Source organism: Streptomyces sp. Sge12 (assembly GCF_002080455.1).
GTDB lineage: Bacteria > Actinomycetota > Actinomycetes > Streptomycetales > Streptomycetaceae > Streptomyces.
In genome coordinates, this window is sequence record NZ_CP020555.1 from 3,030,117 (window position 1) to 3,045,821 (window position 15,705).

General features: G+C 71.4%; 17 protein-coding genes. 9 read left to right on the plus strand and 8 right to left on the minus strand.

Translation table 11 applies throughout. The features are described 5' to 3' along the window. Positions 1–142: 142 nt before the first annotated feature. A complete protein-coding gene (locus B6R96_RS13130; protein WP_443069890.1) occupies positions 143–1,429 on the minus strand; it encodes an alpha/beta hydrolase in 1,287 nt (428 codons plus the stop codon). 143 nt (positions 1,430–1,572) lie between these two features. Next, on the minus strand, positions 1,573–2,010 hold the full coding sequence (locus B6R96_RS13135) for a MarR family winged helix-turn-helix transcriptional regulator (RefSeq protein ID WP_030385831.1): 438 nt from the start codon (positions 2,008–2,010) through the stop codon (positions 1,573–1,575). A 79-nt stretch (positions 2,011–2,089) separates the two neighbouring features. On the opposite strand from B6R96_RS13135, the gene B6R96_RS13140 reads away from it, so the two are divergent. After that, entirely contained in the window at positions 2,090–3,103 is a 1,014-nt protein-coding gene (locus tag B6R96_RS13140; protein ID WP_081522537.1) for an SMP-30/gluconolactonase/LRE family protein, read from the plus strand. Here B6R96_RS13140 and B6R96_RS13145 read toward each other — a convergent pair. Continuing rightward, positions 3,090–3,647 carry a hypothetical protein gene (locus B6R96_RS13145; RefSeq protein WP_081522538.1) on the minus strand — a complete coding sequence of 186 codons (558 nt, stop codon included), beginning with the start codon at positions 3,645–3,647 and terminating at the stop codon, positions 3,090–3,092. The two genes, B6R96_RS13140 and B6R96_RS13145, sit on opposite strands and share 14 nt — an antisense overlap. Continuing rightward, a complete protein-coding gene (locus B6R96_RS13150) occupies positions 3,644–4,024 on the minus strand; it encodes a PadR family transcriptional regulator (RefSeq protein ID WP_051779178.1) in 381 nt (126 codons plus the stop codon). Before B6R96_RS13150 ends, B6R96_RS13145 begins: the two co-directional genes overlap by 4 nt. 363 nt (positions 4,025–4,387) lie before the next feature. Between B6R96_RS13150 and B6R96_RS13155 the strand changes: the two genes are divergently transcribed. Beyond that, positions 4,388–6,481 (plus strand): type I restriction-modification system subunit M/S, encoded by a 2,094-nt coding sequence (locus B6R96_RS13155; RefSeq protein ID WP_081522539.1) that lies wholly within the window; start codon positions 4,388–4,390, stop codon positions 6,479–6,481. Between the two features lie 141 nt (positions 6,482–6,622). Beyond that, entirely contained in the window at positions 6,623–7,204 is a 582-nt protein-coding gene (locus B6R96_RS13160; protein WP_081522540.1) for a Uma2 family endonuclease, read from the plus strand. Positions 7,205–7,285: 81 nt separating this feature from the next. Here B6R96_RS13160 and ychF read toward each other — a convergent pair whose 3' ends face one another. Further along, a complete protein-coding gene (gene ychF, locus B6R96_RS13165) occupies positions 7,286–8,374 on the minus strand; it encodes a redox-regulated ATPase YchF (protein ID WP_030385825.1) in 1,089 nt (362 codons plus the stop codon). 134 nt (positions 8,375–8,508) lie between these two features. Here ychF and B6R96_RS13170 point away from each other — a divergent pair, with 134 nt between their 5' ends. After that, the gene (locus B6R96_RS13170; RefSeq protein ID WP_401334404.1) at positions 8,509–9,033 is read left to right on the plus strand and encodes a DUF6542 domain-containing protein; all 525 of its coding nucleotides are present in this window, start codon (positions 8,509–8,511) and stop codon (positions 9,031–9,033) included. A 21-nt stretch (positions 9,034–9,054) separates the two neighbouring features. Here B6R96_RS13170 and ppgK read toward each other — a convergent pair whose 3' ends face one another. Together ppgK and B6R96_RS13180 are read right to left on the minus strand one after the other, a co-directional pair. Next, the gene (gene ppgK, locus B6R96_RS13175) at positions 9,055–9,810 is read right to left on the minus strand and encodes a polyphosphate--glucose phosphotransferase (RefSeq protein ID WP_081522541.1); all 756 of its coding nucleotides are present in this window, start codon (positions 9,808–9,810) and stop codon (positions 9,055–9,057) included. A gap of 21 nt (positions 9,811–9,831) precedes the next feature. Then, positions 9,832–10,836 (minus strand): 4-hydroxy-3-methylbut-2-enyl diphosphate reductase, encoded by a 1,005-nt coding sequence (locus B6R96_RS13180; RefSeq protein WP_030385822.1) that lies wholly within the window; start codon positions 10,834–10,836, stop codon positions 9,832–9,834. Between the two features lie 96 nt (positions 10,837–10,932). Here B6R96_RS13180 and B6R96_RS13185 point away from each other — a divergent pair, with 96 nt between their 5' ends. The 5 genes from B6R96_RS13185 to B6R96_RS13205 all read left to right on the plus strand — a co-directional run bounded on the left by B6R96_RS13185 (position 10,933) and on the right by B6R96_RS13205 (position 15,000). Next, a complete protein-coding gene (locus B6R96_RS13185; RefSeq protein WP_081522542.1) occupies positions 10,933–12,312 on the plus strand; it encodes an APC family permease in 1,380 nt (459 codons plus the stop codon). A gap of 33 nt (positions 12,313–12,345) precedes the next feature. Further along, the gene (xseA, locus tag B6R96_RS13190) at positions 12,346–13,605 is read left to right on the plus strand and encodes an exodeoxyribonuclease VII large subunit (RefSeq protein ID WP_081522543.1); all 1,260 of its coding nucleotides are present in this window, start codon (positions 12,346–12,348) and stop codon (positions 13,603–13,605) included. A gap of 54 nt (positions 13,606–13,659) precedes the next feature. Beyond that, positions 13,660–13,878: an exodeoxyribonuclease VII small subunit gene (locus B6R96_RS13195; protein ID WP_030385819.1), complete on the plus strand. Its 219-nt coding sequence runs from the start codon at positions 13,660–13,662 to the stop codon at positions 13,876–13,878. Positions 13,879–14,021: 143 nt separating this feature from the next. After that, a complete protein-coding gene (locus B6R96_RS13200) occupies positions 14,022–14,615 on the plus strand; it encodes a malonic semialdehyde reductase (RefSeq protein ID WP_030385818.1) in 594 nt (197 codons plus the stop codon). 88 nt (positions 14,616–14,703) lie between these two features. Then, positions 14,704–15,000, plus strand: a complete 297-nt coding sequence (locus tag B6R96_RS13205) for a hypothetical protein (protein WP_237291411.1) — start codon at positions 14,704–14,706, stop codon at positions 14,998–15,000. Between the two features lie 53 nt (positions 15,001–15,053). Here B6R96_RS13205 and B6R96_RS13210 read toward each other — a convergent pair whose 3' ends face one another. Beyond that, positions 15,054–15,572, minus strand: a complete 519-nt coding sequence (locus B6R96_RS13210; RefSeq protein WP_203351726.1) for a DUF4245 domain-containing protein — start codon at positions 15,570–15,572, stop codon at positions 15,054–15,056. Between the last annotated feature and the right edge of the window lie 133 nt (positions 15,573–15,705).

Genomic DNA, 15,705 nt, shown 5'->3' on the forward strand with positions numbered 1-15,705 from the left:
CCGGCGCTCACCCAGGAGCGCGGGTCGGACCGATCGGTCCCCCTTACACCCTTTACAGAGGTATGAACGACGGGATGGGTTGCCTGGGACGGGCGGGACGTGGCGAGCACCACGCGGGCGGCCGAAGCCGGCCCGGGCGGGGTCAGCCGGCTTCGGGCTTGGGCCCCTTGAGGACCTTGCTGACCCACTCCAGGGAGCCTTCCTTCATGCCCCGGACGTAGTGCCAGCCGTTGTGCTCACCGTTCTGGATGTCGCGGATGGTCATCTTGACGGGTCCCTTGCCGTACTGCTGCTGGAACTTCGTCATCCGCTCCTTCCCGCTCTCCTTGGTGCCGATCTGGAAGTTGATGTAGACCTCGGGGCCCTTGGTGTCGATCAGCTTCTGGGCGAGCTTCTCCGGGTTGTTCGCGTCCATCTCCGCCTGGTGGCCCTTCCACAGCGGGGAGTCGGGCACGATCTCGCCGCCGCTGGCGATCACGGCCTTGAACCGGTCCGGGTGCTGGAGGACGGTCTTCATGCCGACGAAGGCGCCGGAGGAGGAGCCCATGAAGGCCCAGCCGTCACGGGACTTGTACGTACGGAAGTTGGCCTTGGCGAAGTCCGGGACGTCCTCGGCGATCCACGTGCCCATCTTGGCCTGGCCGGGGATGTCGGAGCCGTCGTAGTAGTACTTGGCGTCCGGATTGAGCACCGGCATGATCACGACGAACGGCAGGCTCGTGCCGGCCTTGGCGCCGTCGCTGATGGCCTTCTGCAGGCCGAGGCTGCGGTCGGACCAGTAGTTGTCGGGGAAGCCGTTGCCGCCGGGGAGCGAGATGAGGACCGGGAAGGCGCTCTTGGCGTACTTCGGGTCGTCGTACTCCTTGGGCGCCCACACCCAGACGTTGCCCTCGAAGCCGGACTTCGCGCCCGTGAGGCGGGTCTTGGCGATGATCGTGCCGTCTTCGAGCTTGGCGGTCTGCTTGAAGTCGGACTTGGGGCCGGTCGGCATGAGCACGTCCGGGTCGCCGGTGGGCGTGGCAGCGGTCGCGGGGGCGCTGGGGTCCGTCTTGCCGGCGGCCGGGGACGGGGTGTTCTTCCCGAAGCTCACGGCCTCGCCGTTGCCGGAGAACCAGTCGAGCTTCCAGGCGGCGAACCCGCCGCCGCCGAGCAGGAGCGCGAGCGCGACCGTCGCGCCGATCCATATTCGGCGCCGGGAGCGCCGCGGCTGCGGCTCGGGCTCACGGTCGCGCTCGGGCTCCGGCTGCTGGTACTCATACTGGTACGGCTGCTGCTGCGGCGGGCCCGGGTACCCGGGGAAGTCCTGGTAGTGGCCCTGGCCCTGGCTCTGGCCCTGCTCCGGCCCCGGCCCCGGCCCCGGCCCCGGAGGCGGGTACACCGGGTACGACGGCTGGTCATCGGGCCGCGGGCGCTGCGGGTACTGGTGCACGGACTTCGCTCCGAACGGTCATGACTGCCCCCGAGGGCAGAACGGCTGGACATCCCCTAGTTCTGATGTGCGAAACCCCCGCACAGTTCCAAAACAGAGCAAAATCATGCCAGGGAACCCCGCCGGGCCCTCGGCCGCCGGTCTCAACGCTGGGCGTCGAGCACCTCCGCGCACCGCCCGAGCAGTTCGATGAGCAACTCCCGCTCCTCGCCGGTGAACGCGGCGGCGAGCGCCCGCTCCACCCGCACCGCGCCGGAGTCCGCCAGCTCCATCACCGTACGGCCCTCGTCCGTGAGCCGGGTCTCCAGGACGTTGCGGTGCCATTCGTGCGGGGTCCGCTCGATGAGCCCGCGCTCCTGAAGGTTCTTCAGCACGGTGTTCATGGTCGGCGGCGTGACCCCGCACAGGCGCGCGAGCGCGGCGGCCGAGATGCCGGGCTTCTCGGCGAGCCAGAGCAGCGCGGCGTACTGCGGAACCGTTACTGCGGCCGGCTTGCACGCCGCGTTCTTCGCCGCGAGGAGCGCCTGCTCAGCACGTTTGAGGTGAGAGCCGATGCGCTCCTCGGGGGCCATGGAGGTCATGCCCGCATCCTACGGCCACCCTTGCAAGCATTAGAGCTCTAACTTACATTCGTCTTCACCCACTCAGTAGAGGACACCCATGAAGACGAAGTCGCCCCTTCCTGCCGTCCTGACCCTGGCCGCGGCCCTCACCCTCGGGGCAGCCCCGGCACAGGCGCAGGGGCAGGCGCGGACAGTGCCCGGGGCGGGCGGCGGCCCGCGGATATCCACGGCCTTCTCGCTGCCCGGCGCGAAGGTCTACCCGGAGGGCATCGCCACCGACCCCCGCACGCACACGGTCTACGTGGGCTCGTACGCCGACGGCACCGTCTACCGGGCCCGCCCCGGCCGCTCCGAGGCGGAGGTGTTCCTGCCCTCCGGCACCGACGGCCGCCACACGGCGAACGGCCTGCGGGTCGACGCCCGCGGCCGCCTCTGGGTCACCGACTCCACCACCGGCGTGGCGGTCTACGACACCGCCGACGGGTCCCGCCTGGCCCACTTCGAGGTGGCGCGGGGCGCCGGAGCTCCCGACCGCTTCATCAACGACCTGACGCTCACCCCGGACGGGACGGCGTACCTCACGGACAGCGTGCGCGGCGTGATCTACCGCGTGACCCCGGAGCAGCTGGCCGCCGGCAGCGGCGTCCTGACCGAGGCCTACGACCTCACTCCGGTCCTGCGCCCCCGGCCGGCGGGCGGTTTCAGCCTCAACGGCATCGTCTCCGACCCGGCGGGCCGCTACCTCCTCGCCGTGGACATGCCGATGGGCGACCTCTACCGCGTGGACCTGCGCTCCGGCGCGGTCCGCCGCGTCACCCTCATCGGAGGCGACCTGAAGGCCGCCGACGGTCTCGCCCTCTCCCCCGACGGCACCCTGCGCGTCGCGCACAACACCACCAACACGCTGACCCGCTGGCAGGTCGGCGCGAACGGCACCCGCGCGCGGCTGACCCGTACGCTCACGGACCCGTCCCTGCAGATCCCCACCACCCTCGCGCACACCCGCGGCCGCACGCTGGTGGTCCGCTCGCAGTTCGACAAGGGCGGCCCCATGTCGCCCGGCTCGGGCACCCCCACGACCTTCACGGTCGCGGCGGTCAGCGGCCTGTGACCCGACGGGCCCGCACATCGGCGACCGCATGCGGCGCCATGGGCAGCAGCAGGAGCGGCGCGGCCCACAGCGGGAGGGTCAGGATCACGCCGTCGCCGGCCAGCCACCTGGTGAGGGCCGCGACGGGCAGGCCGAAGGCGAGCGCGAGCAGCCACCGCTGGTAGAACCGCATCTCTCCGCGCCGCAGCTCCAAGCCGACCGTCGCCGCGCCGAGGGCCAGCAGCGCGGCGACGTAGTGGGGGGTCACCTCCAGGCGGGTGGTCCACCGCACCAGGTAGGCGAAGAGCAACAGCCAGCCGAGCGCGTAACAGGCCATGGCCAGCGTGCGCAGGACCCGCCGGGCGAACGGGGCGCGCTCGCGCGCCCAGGCCGCGGCGAAAGCCCGTACGTCCGGGCCGACGACGTCCCGCCCGGTGCGCCCGGCGGCCTCGGCGTCCTCCAGGTGCGCGGAGAGCTCGTCGAGCATCTCCCGCATCGCGGCGTCGTCGACCCCGCGGTACTCCCAGTTGCTGCGGCAGGCCGCGAGTATCTGCTCGTTGGTCATGGTGTGCGTTCCCCCGTGGAGTGCGTACCGGCGTCCAGGATCCGACCCACCGGACCGACGAAGGCCCGCCAGTCGGCCCGGCCCCCGCCCAGCTCGGCGCGCCCCGCCTCGGTCAGGCGGTAGTACTTGCGCGGGGCGCCGCCGCTGGGCGACGGGGCGCGGTACGAGGAGATGAGCCCCGCCCGCTCCATCCGCGCGAGCAGCGGATAGATGCTGCCGTCACTGACGAGGTCCAGCCCCCCGTCGGCGAGCGCCTGCGCGAACTCGAAGCCGTAGCGCGGCCGTTCGGCGATGAGGGACAGCAGACAGAGATCGAGCACCCCCCGCAGGAGCTGACTGCGCCGCTGGTCACCGGTCACGGCCGACTCCTTTGTCATGCGGCACAAGATAGTCACCAACTCCCTTGCACTGCAAGACAATGCCCACGGGAGCTCTGCCCCCCACTTCCGCGCCGTGACCTGCATCACATTCAGCGCCCACTCGAGCTCGCCCCCTCTCGACCCACCCGTCTCGGCTGTACCCGATGAGCAGCCGGAACGCGCGAGGGTTCATTGCGCAGACTTCCTGCGCACAATGCAGGTTGCCGGACAGGTGCCCGCCATGAACCCACTCGCGCCACACCCTGGGCTGCTAATTTCCTCCATGTGAGACCTCCACGCCTAGGCGTGGAGGTCAACCCACGCCACCGACAAGGGCGTTGGAGTGCGCAGCGACACTGCGCAGAGAGCGAGGAGCCTCCGATGGAGACCACCGACGCCAGAAGCCCTGCCGCAACGGTCGTCGACCGACTGTGGCGGGCGTACGCCCCCTTTCAGCGGGGCCGCGGCACGGACCGCGACCTCGCCGCGATGCTCGCCGTCCTGCTGCTCGCCGGGTTCCTCGATTCGCTGGACGACCTGGGGGACGAGCTGGTCAAACGGTGGTCGAGAGCCACGGCGGAGGCCCAGGCCGGGTACTCACCGCTCAGGGACCTGCGTGAGGCGCTCCTCCTCGCCACCAGGCACGAGCGGTTTCCCGTGCGAGCACCGTGGGACGTGGAGAGCGTGTTCGCCGACGACCGCGAGGCGCCGGGCGGTCTGCCGTGGGCGGCGGGCTTCCTCGCCGCGCTCCAGCAGCCCCCGACGGCCACGGAGGCCGGGCTCGAAGAGGTCAGTGTCCTCCTCCTGGAGAGGTACGTCGCGGAGAGCACCGGTCAGACGGGCGAGTACCACACCCCTCGCACGCTCACCCGTCTGCTCGCGGAATCGCTGTCCCCCCAGCCCGGCGATCGCGTATTGGACCCCGCATGCGGCACCGGGGGGGTCCTCGTCGCCGCCGCACAGTACATCGCGGAGCAGGGCCATGCCGGTGACGCCTCGTTCGAGGGCTACGCCATGGACCACCGCAACCCTCACCTGGCCATGCTGAACCTGGCCGTGCACGGAATCGACCGGGCCCTGGTACGCGCCTCCGATCCCGGCTCGCTGTTCCGGAGTCCGGGCGACGGGATGGCCGATCTCGTCATGAGCAATCCGCCGTTCAACCAGCGCGTCCAGGGCCTTGATCACCTCGGCTGGCCCTTCGGGTCGCCGCCGGAGTCGAGTGCGAACTTCGCCTGGCTCCAGCTCGCGTGGACCCGGCTCAGCGACAAGGGCAAGGCCGCCGTGATCATGCCGTCGGGCGCCGCCTTCGCACGCGGCCGCGAGGCAGAGATCCGCAGGAGGATGCTGGTCGCGGGCACGCTCCTCGCCGTCGTCGCCCTCCCGGCCGGCCTCTTCGCCCACACGACCGTCCCCGTGCACCTCTGGCTGCTCGCCCGCGACAAGTCCCACCACGTGCCCGTCGGCGAAGCCGACTCCGTCCTCTTCATCGACGCGAGTCAGCTGGGTACGCAGGCTCCGCGCCAAGCGCGCGTACTCGGCCCGGCGGACGGAGAGCGCATCAGCAGCCGGTTCCACGCATGGCTGCGGTCGCCCCGCACGACCGCGGACGAACCCGGCTTCTCCCGCTCGGTCCCCTACACGGAGATCCTGGAGAACGATGGCTGCCCCCTCGACCCCCGGCTGTACGTGGCTCCGTCACGGGAGCACCCGCCCGCGGCACGGGACACGCACCGCCTGCTCGACGAGCTGATGGGGCTGGCAGAGTCGGCGGCCGGAGCCACTGCCCGCCTGCACGAGAGCTTCGACCGGAGCGAGCGGGTGGCACGCAACGAAGCCGCGGCCCCCCGCGTGCCGCTCCGACGCCTCGTGGAGGGCACCGCGGAGGGGTCGCTCGGGGCCCCCGCTCCGGGCCTGCTCCTCGCGGGACCGTCAGGGAGCTTGATCCGCGCCGACGACTACGTCGAAGCCGACGGCGTCCCCGTCGTGATGCCCAGAGACCTGACGGGCAACGGCTTCAGCACGGCCAGCATCCGGTACGTCAGCGAGCGGCATGCCTCACAGCTGGCACGCTTCCGCCTCCGAGCCGGTGACGTCGTCCTCGCGCGCCGCGGGGAGCTGGGGCGAGCCGCCGTCGTCCGGGATGAACAGCACGGCTGGTTGTGCGGCACCGGGTGCTTCATGCTGCGTCCCCCCGGCACACTCGACGCCGACTACTTCGCGGCGTACCTGCGCGGCTCGGAGGCGAGGACATGGCTGGAGAATCACTCCACGGGGAGCATGAAGATGCAGACCATCTCCCTGAGGGTGCTCGGTGAGCTGCCTGTCGTGCTGCCCGACCTCGCCACCCAGCGGGCGATCGCCGACACGATCACACAGCTGGACGAACACGAGCGCCTGCTGCGCGGGCAGCTCGACCTGGCGCGACGCATCCGCCACGGAGCGCTGGACGGAGGCATCATCCCGTCGCCGTAGCCGCTCCCCGGCGGCGCCGGAGCCATCGGCAGCCCTCCGCCGGCCACCGGACCCGGCACGGGAACAACCAAGGGGCCGAAAATTCCTCGGCCGAGATCGTTCAGCTCCTCACGTTCGGCCGCGGGCCGCTACCGTGAGGCCATGACCGCACTGCCCGACTGGATGCGCCCGCCGCGCGCGGAAGGCTGGTTCGCGGAGGACCTGGACCATCTCCCCGAGGCACCCCGCCACACCGAGTTGATCGACGGAGTCCTCGTCTTCATGATGTCGCCCCAGCGGTCCTGGCACGGCCGCCTCCTCACCGCCCTGACCACCACGCTCATGGCGCAGGCGCCCGCCGGCTTCGAGGTCGAGCGCGAGATGACGATCCGCCTCGATGCCCGCAACCGTCCCGAGCCGGACCTCCTGCTGACGGTCCTGCCCTACGATCCCGACCGCACGTGGTACGCCCCGGAGGACGTGAAGCTCGTCGTGGAGGCCGTCTCACCCGAGTCCGCCCACCGCGACCGCACCGTGAAGCTCCGCAAGTACGCGGAGGCCGGCATCCCGCACTACTGGTGCATCGAGGACGAGGACGGGGCACCCGTCGTCCACGTCTACGAGCTCGACGAACCCACCGGCGCCTACGCACCCGCCGGCATCTTCCGGGGCACCCTCAAGCGGCCGGTGCCCTTCGAGATCAACCTCGACCTCGACACGCTCACACCACCCCGAAACAGCTGAACGGGGTCGGGCTCAGAAGAGCCCGACCCCGTTCCCGCCTGCACGTTTGCCGCGTCAAGGACGTGGCGTCATGTCATCCGCTCAGACGTTGAAGCGGAACTCCACCACGTCGCCGTCCTGCATGACGTACTCCTTGCCCTCCATGCGGGCCTTGCCCTTGGAGCGGGCTTCCGCCACCGAGCCGCAGGCGACCAGGTCCGCGAACGAGATGACCTCGGCCTTGATGAAGCCGCGCTGGAAGTCGGTGTGGATCACGCCGGCCGCCTCGGGGGCCGTCGCGCCCTGCTTGATGGTCCAGGCGCGGGTTTCCTTCGGGCCGGCCGTCAGGTAGGTCTGCAGGCCCAGCGTGGCGAAGCCGACGCGGCCGAGGGTGGCGAGGCCGGGCTCCTCCTGGCCGACCGACTGGAGGAGCTCGAGGGCCTCCTCGTCGTCCAGCTCGGAGAGGTCCTGCTCCAGCTTGGCGTTGAGGAAGATCGCCTCGGCCGGGGCGACCAGGGCGCTCTGCTCGGCCTTGAAGGCGTCGTCCGTCAGCTCGTCCTCGTCCACGTTGAAGACGTAGAGGAAGGGCTTCGTCGTGAGCAGGTGGAGCTCGTGGAGGAGGTCGCCCAGCTCCGTGCCCTTGGTGATGCCCTTGGAGAAGAGGGTGTCGCCCGCTTCGAGGATCTTCTTGGCCTCGACGACGGCCGCGAGGACCGCGACCTTCTCCTTCTGGAGGCGGGACTCCTTCGTCAGGCGCGGCTCGGCCTTCTCGATCGACTGGAGGTCGGCGAGGATCAGCTCGGTGTTGATCGTCTCGATGTCGTCCTTCGGCGAGACCTTGCCGTCGACGTGGACGACGTTCTCGTCCTTGAAGGCGCGGATGACCTGGCAGATGGCGTCCGACTCGCGGATGTTCGCGAGGAACTTGTTGCCGAGGCCCTCGCCCTCCGAGGCGCCGCGCACGATGCCCGCGATGTCGACGAAGTCGACCGTCGCCGGGAGCACCCGCTGCGAGCCGAAGATGCCCGCGAGGACGGCCAGGCGCGGGTCCGGGACGCCGACGACGCCGACGTTCGGCTCGATCGTGGCGAACGGGTAGTTGGCCGCCAGCACGTCGTTCTTGGTCAGGGCGTTGAACAGGGTCGACTTGCCGACATTCGGCAGGCCGACGATTCCGATCGTGAGCGACACGTTGGCGACTTCCCGTAGCTGGAGGGGGCGGCGGCCCGGGGGTGGGCCACCGGACAGTTTACTTTCCGATGAGTGCCACTCGTTGTCGCGTGTCCCCACACCGATACCGCGCTCGCCCCGCCTAGCTTGGTCACGTGGAGCAACACAGGACGCGATCGGCCCCTCACCCGCAGCGACCCCCGGCCCAGCGCGGGGCGCCCCGGACCACCGCCGTGCCCGCCCAGGCGACCGCCGGCGGCCCCCGGCGGTCCCCGCTCGCGCGGCGGATGCCCCGGCCCCGGCTGACCGGGCTCGGCGGCGGGCTGTTCGCGTGCGCCGCCATGGTGCTGGTGGCGGGGATCTGCTGGCTGCTCTTCGGCTCCTCGCTCTTCGTCTACGGGCTGCTCTTCCTGCCCGTCGCGGCCGCCACCGCGCTCTGGGTCCGGCCCGCCGACCTGATCACCGCGCCGATCGGCGTCCCCATCGCCTTCGCCGCCGGAGTGTGGCCGATCTCCGGCGGCTCCGGCGGCTTCGGCGGGCAGCTGATGGGGCTGGTGTCCGCGCTGTCGCTGCACGCGGGCTGGCTCTACGCCGGGACGCTCGTCGCCGCGCTGATCGCCGTCGTCCGCAAGGCCGTGCTCATCGGCCGGCGGCGGATGCCCCGCCGCCTCACCCAGTGAACCGGCCGACCTGCCCGCCGCCTACTCCTTCGCCGCCTCGGCCGCCTTCGCCGCCATCGCCGCCCCCACGATGCCCGCGTTGTTCTGGAGCTTCGCCGGAACGATCTCGGCCCGCACGCCCTCGATCAGCGGCAGGAACTTCTCCGGCTTGCGGCTGACGCCGCCGCCGATGATGAAGAGGTCCGGGGAGAACAGCATCTCCACGTGCTGGAGGTAGCGCTGCACCCGGTGCGCCCACCGCTCCCACGTGAGCTCGTGGTCCTCCTTGGCCTTCACCGACGCCCGCGTCTCCGCGTCGTGGCCCTTCAGCTCCAGGTGGCCGAGCTCCGAGTTCGGGACCAGCCGCCCGTCCGTGAACAGGGCGCTGCCGATGCCCGTCCCCAGGGTGAGCAGCAGGACGGTGCCGCTCCGCCCGCGCCCGGCCCCGTACGTCATCTCCGCGATCCCCGCCGCGTCCGCGTCGTTCAGGACCGTGACGGGCAGGCCGCCCAGCTCGCGCGAGAGCAGGGTCGCCGAGTCGACGCCGATCCAGGACTTGTCCATGTTGGCCGCCGTACGGGTCACGCCGCCGGTGACCACGCCGGGGAAGGTGACTCCGACCGGGCCGTCCCAGTCGAAGGTGCGCACCACCTCGACGACGCAGCCGGCCACCCCCTCGGGGGTGGCCGGCTGCGGTGTGAGTACTTTGTGGCGCTCCTGCGCCAGGTCGCCACGTTCCAGGTCCACGGGAGCGCCCTTGATCCCTGACCCGCCGATGTCCACGCCGAAGATCTGCATGGACATACCGTACGAAACGAGTTACTTGTCGGCGACCAGTTCGGCAGCCTCGGCCCGCAGATCGCGGCGGAGTTCCTTCGGCAGCGAGAAGGTGATCGACTCCTCGGCCGTCTTGACGATCTCCACGTCCGCGTAACCGCGCACCGTCAGCCACTCCAGGACCTCTTCGACCAGGACCTCCGGCACCGAGGCGCCCGAGGTGAGGCCGACCGTGGTGACGCCCTCCAGCCAGGCCTCGTCGATCTCGCTGGCGTAGTCGACCAGGTACGCGGCCTTGGCGCCGGCGTCCTTGGCGACCTCGACGAGCCGGATCGAGTTCGAGGAGTTCTTCGAGCCCACCACGATGACCAGGTCGGAGTCGGCGCCCATCACCTTGACCGCCGCCTGCCGGTTCGAGGTGGCGTAGCAGATGTCGTCGCTCGGCGGCGAGACCAGCAGCGGGAACTTGGTCTTCAGCGCGTCGACCGTCTCCATCGTCTCGTCGACCGAGAGGGTGGTCTGGGAGAGCCAGACGACCTTGGACTCGTCGCGGACGGTGACCTTGTCGACGTCGTGCGGGCCGTCGACGATCGTGATGTGGTCGGGGGCCTCGCCGGAGGTGCCGATGACCTCCTCGTGGCCCTCGTGGCCGATGAGGAGGATGTCGAAGTCCTCGTTCGCGTACCGGATGGCTTCCTTGTGCACCTTGGTGACCAGCGGGCAGGTCGCGTCGATGGTCGCGAGCTTGCCGCGCGCCGCCTCCTCGTGCACCACGGGCGCCACACCGTGCGCGGAGAACATCACGATGGACCCCTCGGGCACCTCCTCCGTGCGCTCGACGAAGATGGCGCCCTTCTTCTCCAGCGTCTGGACGACGTACTTGTTGTGCACGATCTCGTGGCGGACGTAGACCGGCGCACCGTACTGCTCAAGGGCTTTCTCGACGGCGATCACGGCTCGGTCCACGCCCGCGCAGTAGCCGCGGGGCGCGGCGAGCAGGACACGGCGGGAAGCAGGAGCGGGGGCGGGAGCAGTCATGTGCTCCATCGTACGGGGGTCTCCAGGAGGCCGGGCGTCCCCCGTACGGCACACACTTGCCCGAAAGCCCTGACCGCGCACACCTGCCCATACTCCGGAGGACGGATGGCTTCCGTTACGGATTCCAGTGCGGCGGCGCCCACGGCGCTGCGGCGGAGCCTCGGCTTCCGGGATCTGGTCGTCTACGGCCTGCTGTTCATCGCCCCGATGGCCCCGGTCGGCGTCTTCGGCACGCTGGACGCCAAGTCGCACGGCGCCGTGGCCCTCGTCTACCTTTGCGCGACCGTCGCGATGGCGTTCACGGCCTTCAGCTACGCGCAGATGGTGCGGGTCGCCCCGCAGGCCGGGTCGGTCTTCACATACGCCCGAAAGGGTCTCGGCGAGGGCCCGGGGCTGATCGCCGGCTGGATGGCGATGCTCGACTACCTGCTGATCCCGGCGGTCGCGTACCTCTTCTCGGGGATCGCGATGAACGCGCTGGTCCCGGAGGTCTCCCGGTGGGTCTGGACGGCCCTGGCCGTCCTGATCACCACCCTGCTGAACCTGTGGGGCGTACGGGCGGCCGCGCGCGTGGGTTTCGCCGTACTGGCCATGGAGATCGTGGTCCTGCTCGTGTTCGTGGTCGCCGCGGTGACCGTGCTGGCCCGGGGCGGGGCGCGGCGCGGCTGGCTGTCCCCGCTGACCGGCGACGGCTCGCTCGGCTTCAGTACGGCGGCGGTCCTGGGCGCGGTGTCGGTGGCGGTCCTGTCCTACCTCGGCTTCGACGCCATCGCCTCCTTCGCCGAGGAGGTGACGGGGGGATCGGAGCGCGTGGCGCGGGCGGTGCTGTTCTGCCTGGCGCTGGCCGGGGTGCTGTTCGTCGCCCAGAGCTATCTGGCCGCGCTGCTCATGCCCGTGTCCGCGGCGGAGCTGGCGGCGGACCCGGCGCAGCAGGGCCCGGCCTTCTACAACGCGGTGGAGTCCGCCGCCGGCTCCTGGCTGCACGACCTGGTGGCGGTCAGCAAGGCGGTCGGGGCGGCCTTCGCGGCGCTGGCGGGGCAGGCGGCGGCCGGGCGGCTGGTGTTCGCGATGGCCCGGGAGCGGCGGCTGCCCCGCCTGCTGGCCCGGACCTCGCACGGCACCCCGCGGCCCGCGCTGCTGGTGGCGGCGGTGATCACGCTGGTCGCGGCCGTGTGGGCGGCCCGGCGCGACGACGGGCTCGACCACCTGGTCTCCGTCGTGGACGTGGGGGCGCTGGTGGCCTTCACCCTGCTGCACGCCTCGGTGGTGGGCTGGTTCGTGGTCAAGCGGCGGGAGGGCCCGCCGAACTGGTGGAAGCACCTGGTGATGCCGGTGCTGGGCGCGGCGGTGACCGTCGCGGTGATCTTCGAGGCCTCCTGGACGGCGCAACTGGTGGGGGCGGTGTGGCTGGCGGTGGGCCTGGCGGTGCTGTTCGTCCAGCGCGGACGCCGGGACCTGCCCGGCGACACCGGCGCCGGGGCCTGACGCGGTGTCGGCGGCGCCGGATAGCCTGCCCGCATGGGTCTGAATACGTCGGCCGAGGCGCCGCTGCCGGTAGGCCAGGTGTCCCGGCTCATCGGGGGCTGGATCGAGCGCCTCGGGCAGGTGTGGGTGGAGGGGCAGATCACGCAGCTCTCGCGGCGGCCGGGAGCGGGGGTGGTCTTCCTGACGCTGCGCGATCCCTCGCACGACATCTCGGTCAGCGTGACCTGCTTCCGCCAGGTCTACGACGAGGTCGCGGACGTGGTCTCCGAGGGCGCCCGCGTGGTCCTGCTGGCCAAGCCCGAGTGGTACGCCCCGCGCGGGCAGCTGTCCCTGCGGGCCACGGAGATACGGCCGGTCGGCATCGGGGAGCTGCTCGCCCGGCTGGAGCGGCTGAAGCGGTCCCTGGCCTCCGAGGGGCTCTTCGCGCTGGACCGCAAGAAGCCGCTGCCCTTCCTGCCGCAGCTGATCGGGCTGGTGGTCGGGCGGGCCTCGGCGGCCGAGCGCGACGTCTTGGAGAACGCCCGGCGCCGCTGGCCGGCGGTCCGCTTCGAGGTGCGCAACGTCGCCGTCCAGGGCGTGCACGCGGTGCCCCAGGTGGTCCGGGCGGTCCGGGAGCTCGACGCGATCGACGAGGTCGACGTGATCATCGTGGCGCGCGGCGGCGGCAGCGTGGAGGACCTGCTGCCCTTCTCCGACGAGGAGGTGATCCGGACGGTCGCGGGGGCCCGCACCCCGGTGGTCTCGGCGATCGGCCACGAGCCGGACTCCCCGCTGCTGGACCTGGTCGCGGACGTCCGGGCCTCCACGCCCACCGACGCGGCGAAGAAGGTGGTCCCGGACGTCGGGGAGGAGCTGGAGCGCGTACGCCAGCTGCAGGCGCGGGGGCTGCGTGCGGTCACGGGGCTGCTCGACCGGGAGGAACGGGGCCTCGCGCACGCCCTGGCCCGGCCGGTCTTCGTCCACCCCCAGCGGATGGTGGAGATCCGCGAGGACGAGTTGGACGCGCTGCTGGCCCGGTCCCGGCGCACGCTGGGGCACCTGCTGGACCGGGCCGACTCGGAACTGGCCCACACCCTCGCCCGGGTGGTGGCGCTGTCGCCGGCCGCGACCCTGGAGCGCGGGTACGCCGTGCTCCAGCGGGCCGACGGCCACGTGGTGCGCTCGCCGCAGGAGGTGGCGCCGCACGAGGTGCTGCGCGCACGGGTGGCGGAGGGCACCTTCTCGGTGGAGGTCTCGCCGGCTGACACGACGGACGTCACGCACGCGACGGACGCAACGGACGCTTCGCAGTAGCGACACACGGCCGCAATCACGTGGTCGCACGACACGCAGAGGATGGATACGGGAATGACAGAGGCCGGAACGGCGCTGGGGTACGAGCAGGCCCGCGACGAGCTGATCGAGGTCGTCCGCAAGCTGGAGGCCGGCGGGACCTCGCTGGAGGACTCCCTCGCGCTCTGGGAGCGCGGCGAGGAGCTGGCGAAGGTCTGCCGGCACTGGCTGGAGGGGGCCCGGGCCCGGCTGGACTCGGCGCTGGCGGCGCGCGAGCCGGCCGAGGAGGAGTGACCGGAGCGGCCCGGGAAGGGCGGCCGGGGGGCGGCCCGTCAGTGATCCCGGTCACCGGCAGGCCGATTTAGTTGAAATTTCATCTACTTCCGCCGTAGAGTCGAGGACATCGCTTCACCTCCGCATGGAAGAAGGCTTTCCCGATGTCTCTCGTTCTTGACTCCGCCGCTCAGGACCTGCTGTTCCGCGAGGCCCGCACGGCCAACGCGTTCTCCGACGAGCCGGTCACCGAGGAGCAGGTCCAGGCGATATACGACCTGGTGAAGTTCGGCCCCACCGCCTTCAACCAGACCCCCCTGCGCATCACCCTGGTCCGCTCCCCCGAGGCCCGCGAGCGCCTCGTGAAGCACATGGCCAAGGGCAACGACGCCAAGACCGCCACCGCCCCGCTGGTCGCGATCCTCTCGGCGGACAACGAGTTCCACGAGGAGCTCCCGCAGCTGCTTCCGCACTTCCCGCAGGCCAAGGACGCGTTCTTCTCCGAGCGCCCGGTCCGCGAGCAGTCCGCCCTGCTGAACTCCGCGCTGCAGGCCGCGTACTTCATCATCGGCATCCGCGCCGCCGGGCTGGCCGCGGGCCCGATGACCGGCGCCGACTTCGCCGGCATCCAGAAGGAATTCCTGGACGCCGACCACACCCCGATCATGGTCATCAACATCGGCAAGGCGGCCACCGAGGGCGCCTGGTTCGACCGCTCCCCGCGCCTGGCCTTCGACGAGGTCATCACGACCGTCTGATCGCCGCCGCGGGCCGTCGCCCGCAGGGCAGCGCGCGAAAAGGGCCGTGGCCCCCGGAGCCCGGGGGCCACGGCCCTTCCCGCACAAGTTGCGGCTGCTGGTCCAGCCGCAGGCCTGGCGGGCGGCCTTCATCGTCCTCGCGGTGGTCGGCTGCGCCTGCACGGTGCGGCTGCTGGCCCGGGCGCGCGGCGACCGCTTCCTGACCTGGCAGCAGGCCGCTGCCGCGTTGCTCTACGCGCTGATCGGCGCCGTACCCGAGCTCGCCGAGCCGCTCGGGCTGAGCGCCATCCAGGCCGAGGTGCTGATGCTGATCGGCCTGATCGTGCTCGGCCACGCCCTGGTCTGGCGCTTCATGGCCGGCGAGGGCCGGGCCGCCGAGGACTAGGACGTCTCTTCCGGATCCTGCCGGTCAGGACACCCCGGCATGCCGGGCATGCCCTACTTGCCCTGCTTGAACTCCAGCGTCGCCGCGAGCGCGCCGAGCTGCTCGAAGGAGGCCGTCCCGGTCACCACCGTGACGTAGCCCTGCTCCTGCCGCACGAGGGCGTCGTACTTGTCGCCGTCCCAGCGCTCCCAGGTCAGATCGCCGACCTGCTGCGTCTGCCCGGTGGCCGTCGCGTGCTGGGTGACCTTGGCGAGGTACTTGGCCGAGGTGTCCGTGGACTGCTCCACCGCCGCGTACTGCTGCTGCGGGTCGAGGAAGCCCAGGTGCCAGGCGTTGGCGTTCTTGCGCTCGTACGTCACCGAGGTCGCCCGCCACTGCTCCTGGAGCCCCACGGGGGCGGCCACCGGGTACGGGGCCGCGCGCCGGGCCGTCAGGGTTTCCACCCGGTAGTCGACCGTGCGCGTCGGATCGGCCTTCTCGTCATGCGGGACGAAGAGGTAGATCCCGGCGACGACGATGCCGATCACCCCCAGCGACCGGACCATGTCCCAGACCGTCTGCTTGCCTTTCATACCTGCCACGCGCCCCATCGTCCCGCATCCCGGGACGGCGATCACCGCCGGGGTCGCGGTGCGGCGCGTGTCGGCGGACCCTGGAGACCCCTGGACCGTTCTCGCGGCCCCCGAAGAGCCGCAAGACGTCCGC

Excerpts from the sequence above, each read along its gene's own strand:
- B6R96_RS13210 (WP_203351726.1), bottom strand. The coding sequence starts at position 15,572 with ATGAAAGGCAAGCAGACGGTCTGGGACATGGTCCGGTCGCTGGGGGTG.
- B6R96_RS13145 (WP_081522538.1), bottom strand. The coding sequence starts at position 3,647 with ATGACCAACGAGCAGATACTCGCGGCCTGCCGCAGCAACTGGGAGTAC.
- B6R96_RS13185 (WP_081522542.1), top strand. The coding sequence starts at position 10,933 with ATGGCTTCCGTTACGGATTCCAGTGCGGCGGCGCCCACGGCGCTGCGG.
- B6R96_RS13160 (WP_081522540.1), top strand. The coding sequence starts at position 6,623 with ATGACCGCACTGCCCGACTGGATGCGCCCGCCGCGCGCGGAAGGCTGG.
- xseA (WP_081522543.1), top strand. The coding sequence starts at position 12,346 with ATGGGTCTGAATACGTCGGCCGAGGCGCCGCTGCCGGTAGGCCAGGTG.
- B6R96_RS13195 (WP_030385819.1), top strand. The coding sequence starts at position 13,660 with ATGACAGAGGCCGGAACGGCGCTGGGGTACGAGCAGGCCCGCGACGAG.
- B6R96_RS13135 (WP_030385831.1), bottom strand. The coding sequence starts at position 2,010 with ATGACCTCCATGGCCCCCGAGGAGCGCATCGGCTCTCACCTCAAACGT.
- B6R96_RS13180 (WP_030385822.1), bottom strand. The coding sequence starts at position 10,836 with ATGGAGCACATGACTGCTCCCGCCCCCGCTCCTGCTTCCCGCCGTGTC.
- B6R96_RS13200 (WP_030385818.1), top strand. The coding sequence starts at position 14,022 with ATGTCTCTCGTTCTTGACTCCGCCGCTCAGGACCTGCTGTTCCGCGAG.
- B6R96_RS13155 (WP_081522539.1), top strand. The coding sequence starts at position 4,388 with ATGGAGACCACCGACGCCAGAAGCCCTGCCGCAACGGTCGTCGACCGA.
- B6R96_RS13140 (WP_081522537.1), top strand. The coding sequence starts at position 2,090 with ATGAAGACGAAGTCGCCCCTTCCTGCCGTCCTGACCCTGGCCGCGGCC.
- ppgK (WP_081522541.1), bottom strand. The coding sequence starts at position 9,810 with ATGCAGATCTTCGGCGTGGACATCGGCGGGTCAGGGATCAAGGGCGCT.
- B6R96_RS13150 (WP_051779178.1), bottom strand. The coding sequence starts at position 4,024 with ATGACAAAGGAGTCGGCCGTGACCGGTGACCAGCGGCGCAGTCAGCTC.